8 protein-coding genes and 1 pseudogene are annotated in these 8,608 nt (G+C 38.9%); 3 read left to right on the forward strand and 6 right to left on the reverse strand.

The features are described from left to right. Positions 1 to 181 precede the first annotated feature (181 nt). Entirely contained in the window at positions 182 to 853 is a 672-nt protein-coding gene (locus EHW90_RS12860; protein WP_124953068.1) for a response regulator transcription factor, read from the forward strand. Continuing rightward, positions 846 to 2,141 carry a sensor histidine kinase gene (locus EHW90_RS12865; protein ID WP_124953069.1) on the forward strand — a complete coding sequence of 432 codons (1,296 nt, stop codon included), beginning with the start codon at positions 846 to 848 and terminating at the stop codon, positions 2,139 to 2,141. The genes EHW90_RS12860 and EHW90_RS12865 overlap by 8 nt, the downstream gene beginning before the upstream one ends. A gap of 16 nt (positions 2,142 to 2,157) precedes the next feature. Here EHW90_RS12865 and EHW90_RS12870 read toward each other — a convergent pair whose 3' ends face one another. From EHW90_RS12870 to EHW90_RS12890, 5 genes are all read right to left on the reverse strand, one after another. After that, positions 2,158 to 2,526: a hypothetical protein gene (locus EHW90_RS12870; protein WP_124953070.1), complete on the reverse strand. Its 369-nt coding sequence runs from the start codon at positions 2,524 to 2,526 to the stop codon at positions 2,158 to 2,160. Then, entirely contained in the window at positions 2,526 to 3,551 is a 1,026-nt protein-coding gene (locus EHW90_RS12875) for a phosphodiester glycosidase family protein (RefSeq protein WP_124953071.1), read from the reverse strand. The genes EHW90_RS12870 and EHW90_RS12875 overlap by 1 nt, the downstream gene beginning before the upstream one ends. A gap of 16 nt (positions 3,552 to 3,567) precedes the next feature. Beyond that, the gene (locus EHW90_RS12880) at positions 3,568 to 4,623 is read right to left on the reverse strand and encodes a bifunctional glycosyltransferase family 2/GtrA family protein (protein WP_124953072.1); all 1,056 of its coding nucleotides are present in this window, start codon (positions 4,621 to 4,623) and stop codon (positions 3,568 to 3,570) included. Continuing rightward, a complete protein-coding gene (locus EHW90_RS12885) occupies positions 4,620 to 6,599 on the reverse strand; it encodes a carbohydrate-binding domain-containing protein (protein WP_124953073.1) in 1,980 nt (659 codons plus the stop codon). Before EHW90_RS12885 ends, EHW90_RS12880 begins: the two co-directional genes overlap by 4 nt. Positions 6,600 to 6,776: 177 nt before the next feature. Next, positions 6,777 to 7,298 (reverse strand): cysteine hydrolase family protein, encoded by a 522-nt coding sequence (locus EHW90_RS12890; RefSeq protein ID WP_124953074.1) that lies wholly within the window; start codon positions 7,296 to 7,298, stop codon positions 6,777 to 6,779. 172 nt (positions 7,299 to 7,470) lie between these two features. Here EHW90_RS12890 and EHW90_RS12895 point away from each other — a divergent pair, with 172 nt between their 5' ends. Then, positions 7,471 to 7,917 carry a hypothetical protein gene (locus EHW90_RS12895; protein WP_060930642.1) on the forward strand — a complete coding sequence of 149 codons (447 nt, stop codon included), beginning with the start codon at positions 7,471 to 7,473 and terminating at the stop codon, positions 7,915 to 7,917. Between the two features lie 97 nt (positions 7,918 to 8,014). Here the strand turns inward: EHW90_RS12895 and EHW90_RS12900 are convergent. Then, positions 8,015 to 8,608: pseudogene (locus EHW90_RS12900) on the reverse strand (Rpn family recombination-promoting nuclease/putative transposase); the annotation flags it as partial.

Raw genomic sequence — 8,608 nt, forward strand, 5'->3', positions numbered from 1 at the left:
TGTCTCCTATTCTTAGTCTTCCCTTATTATCCCACATATTTTTATAGTTATCAATTAAGAATGTCATAATTTACAGCATTATACATATATATTTAAAGCCTCTTACTTTATAAAATCTATTTTCTTGACATAGCGATATAAGGTTTATACAATCAAGTCAATAATTATTTTGGGAGTATGTATGAATATTTTAGTGGTTGAAGATGAGGTATTGCTTGCCTCATCTGTTAAAGAAATCTTGGAAGGACATGATGTGGTCTGTGCCTATGACGGATTGGAAGGACTTGAACTTGCAAAAAGCTCACATTTTGACCTGATAATACTTGATATAATGCTGCCGAAACTGAACGGCTTTCAGGTAGCCAAAACCCTTAGGGCACAAAAAAACGGTGTGCCTATACTTATGCTGACAGCAAAGTCAGATATCCTTGACAGAGTGGAAGGGCTTGATTCAGGTGCGGACTACTATCTTACAAAGCCTTTTGACAGAAGAGAACTCTTGGCCTGTGTCAATGCACTGCTTCGCAGACAGGGAAAGGAAGTCAACCAGATAAGTTTTGGCGATACCGTACTTGACCTTGACTCAGGTGAACTTATCTCAGGTGAAAACTCTATCAGACTTTCATCTAAAGAATTTCAAATGATGCGGCTTCTTTTAAAAGAGGGTAAGAACAATATCTCAAAGAACTTTTTCTTGGAAAAGATTTGGGGATATGACAGTGACGCTACGGAAAACAATGTTGAAGTTTATATAGGTTTCCTGAGGAAAAAATTAAAAAGCCTCTCCTCGGATATTTTAATAGTAGCAAGCAGAGGACTCGGATACCACTTGGAGAAATGTAGAGATGATTAAAAAATTACAAAGAAGACTTACCTTGCTTTTGTCATCCGTCAGTATATTTTTGCTGCTGTTTTTACTTATCTTCCCTTTCCTATTCAACAGATACACTTTATACAGCAGCCTTAAGACCGCCCTTACCACCGCCGTCAATTCACCTATGCATGATTACAATTCATCAGGTTCATACCCTGTTTTTATGATGCTTGTAAACTCCGATTCTGAGGTAATTGACAGCAAAGGACCTGATTTTTTCTTGGATGCCGATACCAAGTCAAAAATAGCAAAAGACGCCATCTCTAAGATAAATGATGATGAAAAACTTTTTTCTTCAATAAACGGAGGTAAGATTGCTTATCTTTGTAAAAAGGATGTTCCGCCTGATAATTTTGAGGATAAATCCGGTCATTTTGATAATGATAAACACAGTGACTCTAATGATTCAAACTTTATAGATAATACACTGTATCGTATTGCCGTCACAGACTTTGGCAATGAGATAAAAAGCTTACAAAGACTTTCTGTTTTACTTACAGCTTTGTTCTTTATACTGTCTGCAATCATAATACTTTTTTCAAGATATTTTGTGAAAAAGAGTATTCGTCCGGTGAGCGACGCCATTATCTCACAGCGTCAGTTTATCTCGGATGCATCACATGAGCTTAAGACTCCGCTTACAGTTATTATAAATAATATCGGCAATCTCAAAAATCTTCTTTCAAAAGAGAATTTCGGTACTCAAAGTATTGATCTGATTAAGAAAAATATTTACGGCATTGATGAGATGAGTACAAGAATGAAGCATCTGACAGAGGACCTTTTAAACCTCGGAAGGCTTGAAAACTGGCAGGACAGAAAAGAGCAGATGCAACCTGTAGAACTTTCAAAGCTTACAGATAATGAATGTATGTATTTTGAACCTTTATTTTTCGAGGATTCAAAGACCTTTGATTACAATATAGCGGATAATATCTCCATACTCGGAGATGCCAAAAAGATAAAGGACCTTATATCAATACTTTTGGAAAATGCCTTAAAGTACTCCGTATCTCATACAAGCCTTACACTCTGCAAGCAAAAAAACAATGTCATTCTCTCTGTGGAAAATGACATCTCAAAAGAGCTTTCAAAAGAAGATACCCAAAATATCTTCAAAAGATTTTACAGACTGGATGAATCCCACTCAAGCGCCGGCTACGGTCTGGGACTTCCCATTGCAAAGGAGATAGTCGCAATGCACAAAGGTGAAATCAAGGTAAAGAGTGAGAATAAAAAGATATGCTTTAATGTGTATTTTCATTAAACATAAAGGAGGGGCACTACCCCTCCGCTTTTATATTTGCCTTTATTGTCATCAGTATACCTGCAAGTATACAAAACGCCAATCCTACTATAAGATAAATTATCTCAAAGTTTGTACTTGTACCGTATATTTCAAGGACTCCCTTATATATTGAACCTACCGTAAGTGTTGCTATACCGCATTTTAATGACAGCTTGGCCATGTCGGGAATATCTCTTTTTAATATAAATCTGTTTAAAATACTCGGTACAAAAAGCCCTAATAAAGGTATCAAAAACGCATATATCATAAAGCCCGAATAGACTCCGTGTGAGAAATGCTCATACACTTGTGAAAAAATAAATACAAATGCCGAGATTCCAAGATATATAAATGATTTCTTCATCAGCTTTCACCTCCTATATATACTATATCACTTACAGCCCTTTCCTCACCGGAGCGTCCGCTTGTGGTAGGATTGTTTATAATCTCTCCCTTAAATACCATGGTGGAAGAACCGCCGCCGTCCAAGTTGTATGCATCCTTTACACCCAGTTCTTTCATAAAGCTTGCAAGTTCATAAAGACTTAATCCTGCACTCTCACTTGTTCTTCCGTCAGATACTACAAATACATAGTGATTGTTTCCAAGATATCCTATAGCGGTTCTGGGATTGCTTGCCATTGCCATACCCACCTCGTCATTTTCGCCTACTGAAATCTCACCGTTACTTAAAAGCACCGGACCGAATGAAAATACCTGTAACGCTCCGTCTTGTAAAAGATCGCTTGCACTTGTCTCACTTTCCGAAACAAACTTAAACTCACCGTTTTTTTGTATTACCAAAGCGTCCCTGTTTCCTGAAGTATCACGGTAGAGTTTTCCGTTTCTTATCACATATCCGCTCTGCCTTGCACCGTAGTAGTCACCGTTGATTGCCAAGACGGCATTATTGTTTGCCGCCATATCGGAAGTTGTATCTGTGATATTTCTTCCGTAGGTATTGTTTGCAAGAGCGGTCTTTAAATCTGAGGCGTCCGATACGGTCACATCCGCCACATAAATATTGCTGTCGTACTCTCTGTACTGCTTTAATGTAATACTTGTTTTACCGTCAGAATACTGACCTATAACTGTTCCGCCCTCAACAACACTTGCAGCAGATTCCACCGTAGTATCCGCACTTTCGGATGTAGTTGTAGAGCTGTCTGTTTGTGCCGAAGTATCCGTATTATTACCAAGCTTTGACTGTATTGCAGCCTCAACGCTTTCTTTTATACCTGAAGTGCTTGTGGTCTCCGCTATTGCATTTATCTCCACACTCTGCATAGGGTGCGGTATCACAAAAGTATCTAAAAGCGCATATGTACTGAATGAAAATAAAAGTACACCGTACAGCACTCCAAGTCCTTTTTTACCGAATTTTTTCATATCTTACTCCATTCTTTTAAACAATCTGTGCCACCTTTTTGTTCTCTCTTGAGAATACAAGTTTTTTCTGTACCAAATATGATAATGTAAATAAAATCACCTCTGTAAGTATCTTTGCAATAATTGCATTTATATGAAATGTTTCCACTATTCCGCGAAGTATCAATGTATTCATCACAAATATAAATGCCGCCAATCCCAAATAACTTAAGTATTCCTTACTGCTTGTTTTACTGTTTTTGCCATCTTCAAATACAAACTTCTTATTCATAAAGAAATTAAAGTGCAGTGAGATAATTCTGGCAAAAGCATTTGAAAATAATATACTCCCCGACATTATCAAACTGATACTGTATATCAAAAAATCTATGCCAAATGACAGCAACGAACTTGTGCAAAACTTTATAATCTGACTGTATATCCTTATAGAGTCCTTCACCGTATCAAAATGGCTCTCTTCATTGTCATTGATATAAATTGTTTCAATAGGATATTCTTTCATCTTGATACCCTCCTTGGCAAATTCAAGCAACATATTCATCTCGTACTCATATCTCTCACCTTTTATCTCCAAAAGTTTCGGTATAAGACTTTTTTTGAATGCTCTCATACCTGTTTGAGTATCCTCTATATCCACTCCTGTAGAAAAACAGAATACCTTTTTTGTAATATAATTTCCTATCCTTGAGCGAAGAGGTGAATCCTTTGACTGCTCCCTTGAGCCCAGTATCAAAACATCTTCACTCTTAGCGGCTTTTTCAAGCAAATATGTCGCATCCTGTAGTGAATGTTGGCCGTCTGCATCTAATGTGATCACTGTAAAGTCGCCTTCAATATTGTTCAGATATGAAAGTCCTTCTTTCAGTGCCGCACCCTTTCCCTGATTTATATAAAACCTTATAATCTTTACATTGCTGTTTTTTCCAAGTTGTGAAAAGAGGGGAAGATATTCTCCCCCTGAGCCGTCATCCACCACTACTACCTCTATTCCTCTTTTTTCCAAGGACTGCACAAAATATATCAAATTTTCATTTGGCTTATACGCCGGTATTAGGGCGAGTCTTCTCATTATTGCTCCTTTCCTGATTTGTTCTCAGTTTTTTTATTATTCTTTTGTTTGTTATTTTTCTTCTTTGAGTCACCTTTATTTTTACTGTTTTGACTGTCATCAATATGTGCCTGATTCGGCTTCTGACCTCCCTGCGGCGGCTGACCCATTCCACCCTGCTCTCTACCGTTTCCGTTCATCTGCGGTGGCTGTCCCTGGCGGTCTCCGTTACCTCCGTCCTGTGGACCTCCTTGCGGCGGCTGACCCATTCCGCCCTGTTCTCTGTCGTTTCCGTTCATCTGCGGCGGCTGGCCTTGACGGTCTCCGTTACCTCCGCCCTGTGGACCTCCGAAGTTTCCTCCTTGTGGTCCTCCTTGCGGCGGCTGACCCATTCCGCCCTGCTCTCTGTCGTTTCCGTTCATCTGCGGTGGCTGTCCCTGGCGGTCTCCGTTACCTCCGTCCTGTGGACCTCCTTGCGGCGGCTGACCCATTCCGCCCTGTTCTCTGTCGTTTCCGTTCATCTGCGGCGGCTGACCTTGGCGGTCTCCGTTACCTCCGCCCTGTGGACCTCCGAAGTTTCCTCCCTGTGGTGGCTGGCCCATTCCGCCCTGACGGTTTCCGACAGTATTGGATCCGCTCTCCAATGTTACAGACTCCTTACTGTCACCGACACTTATATCATATTTCTTTCCGCTCTCAAGCTTATCACTGCTATAAAGTACCGCATTGTAGCTCTGAGTCTGATCTGCCGACGAGAATATCTCATTACCTGATTCATCGGTAAGCTTTATGGTACTTCCCGGTGTAACATTGCTGTCAAGATAATATATAATACTTGACTGAGTTGAGCCGTTGCCGTTAAAGCCCTCAAACATCCCTGAGTTTCCGGTAGCAAGTATGCTTCCGCCTGTTATAGTGGCGGTTCCGTCATAGTCAACAGGTGCATTACCAACGTCAGACGGACCGTCTATAAATATATTTCCTCCTGAAATATTCATATCACCGTTTGAATCTATACCGTCACCGCCCGGTACCACCTTTAAGTTACCGCCTGAAATATTTATAGCGTAGCTTGCCTGCGATCCGTCCTCGGTATCACCTGCCGCATTCACTCCGTCATCGCTTGAATTGACTGTGATATCTCCGCCTTCAATATTTACAGTGATACCTTCAAGTCCCTCATTGGAAGCTGCAACATTTATCGTTCCGTCCTTAACGGTAAGTGTATTGTCGGCATGTACCGCATCATCACCTGCGTTTATATTTATTTCACCGTTTTCTACAGTAACATCGCCCTTTGAATGTAATGCATCCTCTACAGTAGTAACATCGAAAGTACCGTTCTTTACAACCAAAGTTGTCTTTCCGTTCAGTCCGTGGTGTGAAGCCGTAACTGAATAATTTCCACTCTCAACACTCAAGTTTGACTTACTGTGTATTCCGTCCTCGTAACCGCCTTCTACAGTAAGCTTGCCGTTTCCGCTAAGATTTATATCGGCTTCGCCATAGATGGCCGCGTCATATGCCTCCTTTGAGCTTTCACTTGAACCGTTTTCATCCTCTGTATTGGCAGCTCTCTTATCACTGACCCTATTTTCAGTACCGTCCGCCGATACGATATTTAAGTTTCCTTTCTTTGCCACTATCGGAGCATCCTTGGAATATGAAATACTAAAATTATTGAATGTAAAGTTTACATCACCGTCGGCATCCACAATTATCTGTCCCTCATCCAAATTTCCGGTAAAATTATAGTTGCCTGCCTTGCTTACAGTTATCACATTACCTTCGCTGCTTGCACCGTCTCCGTTTATACTTACAGTGTTATTGTCCACACTTATATTTGTAGTGTTTCCCTTAGTGTCCTTGTTGCTTACATTTGCACTTACTGTAGCCGCATTGGCTCCTACATTACTGCAAGCACCAAGGCTTAACATAAGTCCCATTCCTGCCAGCGATAAAGCTATTGTCTTATTTTTTTTATTTATATTCTTCTTCATATGTATACCTCTTTTTTAATTTTTAAAGGTTTGTTTTCCTTTGATGCATTAAGGATACAATCTCAAGCTGAAATGAAACTTAAAAAAATCTGTTATTATGTGAACAATTTGTGAAATCAAAAAAAGCCCTACAAACAAGTAAAACTTGAATGTAAGACTTTTAATCAATCCGAAATATTATTCTATATTCACTTGGCAACTTCTTAAAGTCTCAAGCGCGGCATTATTCTTTTCTACAGTCACACCGGCACAGCATGAAGCATCTACACTTATCTTTGTCTCAGGTAAAAACGCCTTCAAAAGCAGAGCATTGGAAACCACACATATATCTGTACAAAGTCCGACCAACTCTATTTCAATCTCTTCCTCTTTAGCTATCTCACTTATCTTTTTGGCAAGCTCCACACTTCCAAATGTCGGCTTCTTAAATACATTCTCAGGATATATAAGCTCTGCTATCTCATTATTCAGCTCCCAACCCTCAGTATTTTCTATACAATGTGATACAGGAAGATTTTTACCCTCCTGAGTATCAAGGTAGTTTTCTTTATGCGTATCCATAGTTGCAAACACATCTCTCTTATCATATGTAAGGATTTTTTTCTTAACATTTTCTACTATGTCTACAGCTTCCTTAGTACCGAGACTCCCGTCAATAAAATCGTTTTGCATATCTATAACAATAAGTATCTTTCTCATATAGCCTCCTAAAAAACATTATGAGGCTATTATATCACATTATCTTCAAACTTAAATTAGATTAAATTAGACTTATCGGTATCATATTGAGAATTTGTTGATAAATTGTTAAGATTTTGATATAATTGTCGTCAGTGATACTTCACAATTTTTATTTTTGGAGGAATTAAAAGTGAGAACATTTTTGACAATTCTTATTGTCATACTCGTTATATTACTCGCTGCCTTAGTTGCCCTCTATTTTTTCGGAAGAAAGATGGAGACAAAGCAGGTAGAGTCACAGGCGGCTATGGAAGCTGCCAAACAAACGGTTTCGATGCTTATTATAGATAAAAAGAAACTGAAAATAAAAGAATCCGGTCTGCCTAAGATTGTATATGAGCAGACGCCTTGGTATCTGAAATGGACGAAAGTCCCCATAGTAAAAGCCAAGGTAGGACCAAGAATAATGACACTCATGGCGGATGAAAAAGTATTTGCCATGATACCTCTAAAGACAGAAGTAAAAGCTGTAGTAAGCGGTATCTATATCTCGGATATAAAGAGTGTCAAAGGCGGAAAACTTATTAAGCCTGAGCCTAAGAAAAAAGGCTTCTTTGCAAAACTGTTTAAAAAATAGTTTCTATAAAAAAAGTGGGGTGTGAAAAAACTTTATTGAGTTTTTTACACCCCACTGATTTTATTTAAATATATTCAAAACTATACGCTAATTTGCATTAACCTCGCTCTAAATATCCTCTAAAGCTTTCTTCGCTAATGCCGGCTCTTTTTGCTGCATCCGCAATGCTTAGAATCCCATCATTTACCAGAGAAATAAGGATATTTACAGTACCTTCTTTAATTCCTTCTTTAATCCCTTCTTTAATTCCTTCTTCTCTTCCTCTTGCCTCTACTCTATCCAGTACCTCACACATAGTCACATGCTCCTTTCCTTTAACTTCATTTATGGTATCTTCAAATCTGTAGTCCTTTGTCATTGCCGACATCAGCATCAAAAGTTCATCCACATGTTCAATTACTGTGTCACTTGCTACATAATCCTTATTTACACGCATCTGATACAGATAATCGGCAAGTATCCAAAAGTCACTCTTGAACATATCTATCTTTTCCCTGTCAAGGTATGCTATTTCAAATAGATTCATCTTGAAATCATTCACATATGGTTTGATTCTTTTATCTATATCCAAAAGTTCAAGCAAATTCGTTGGATGACACCATCTGCCGTTATATCCGAAGTACAATACTAATGTAATAACGGGATATCTTGCTTCTTTACTGTTCTCATTTTTAGCTTGCCTCGTATACTC

The sequence above is a fragment of the Lachnoanaerobaculum orale genome (assembly GCF_003862485.1).
Taxonomy (GTDB): Bacteria; Bacillota; Clostridia; order Lachnospirales; family Lachnospiraceae; genus Lachnoanaerobaculum; species Lachnoanaerobaculum orale.

Bases quoted from the DNA above. Each gene is read 5' to 3' on its own strand.
- EHW90_RS12885 (WP_124953073.1), bottom strand. From the start codon at position 6,599: ATGAAGAAGAATATAAATAAAAAAAATAAGACAATAGCTTTATCGCTG.
- EHW90_RS12865 (WP_124953069.1), top strand. From the start codon at position 846: ATGATTAAAAAATTACAAAGAAGACTTACCTTGCTTTTGTCATCCGTC.
- EHW90_RS12860 (WP_124953068.1), top strand. From the start codon at position 182: ATGAATATTTTAGTGGTTGAAGATGAGGTATTGCTTGCCTCATCTGTT.
- EHW90_RS12870 (WP_124953070.1), bottom strand. From the start codon at position 2,526: ATGAAGAAATCATTTATATATCTTGGAATCTCGGCATTTGTATTTATT.
- EHW90_RS12890 (WP_124953074.1), bottom strand. From the start codon at position 7,298: ATGAGAAAGATACTTATTGTTATAGATATGCAAAACGATTTTATTGAC.
- EHW90_RS12875 (WP_124953071.1), bottom strand. From the start codon at position 3,551: ATGAAAAAATTCGGTAAAAAAGGACTTGGAGTGCTGTACGGTGTACTT.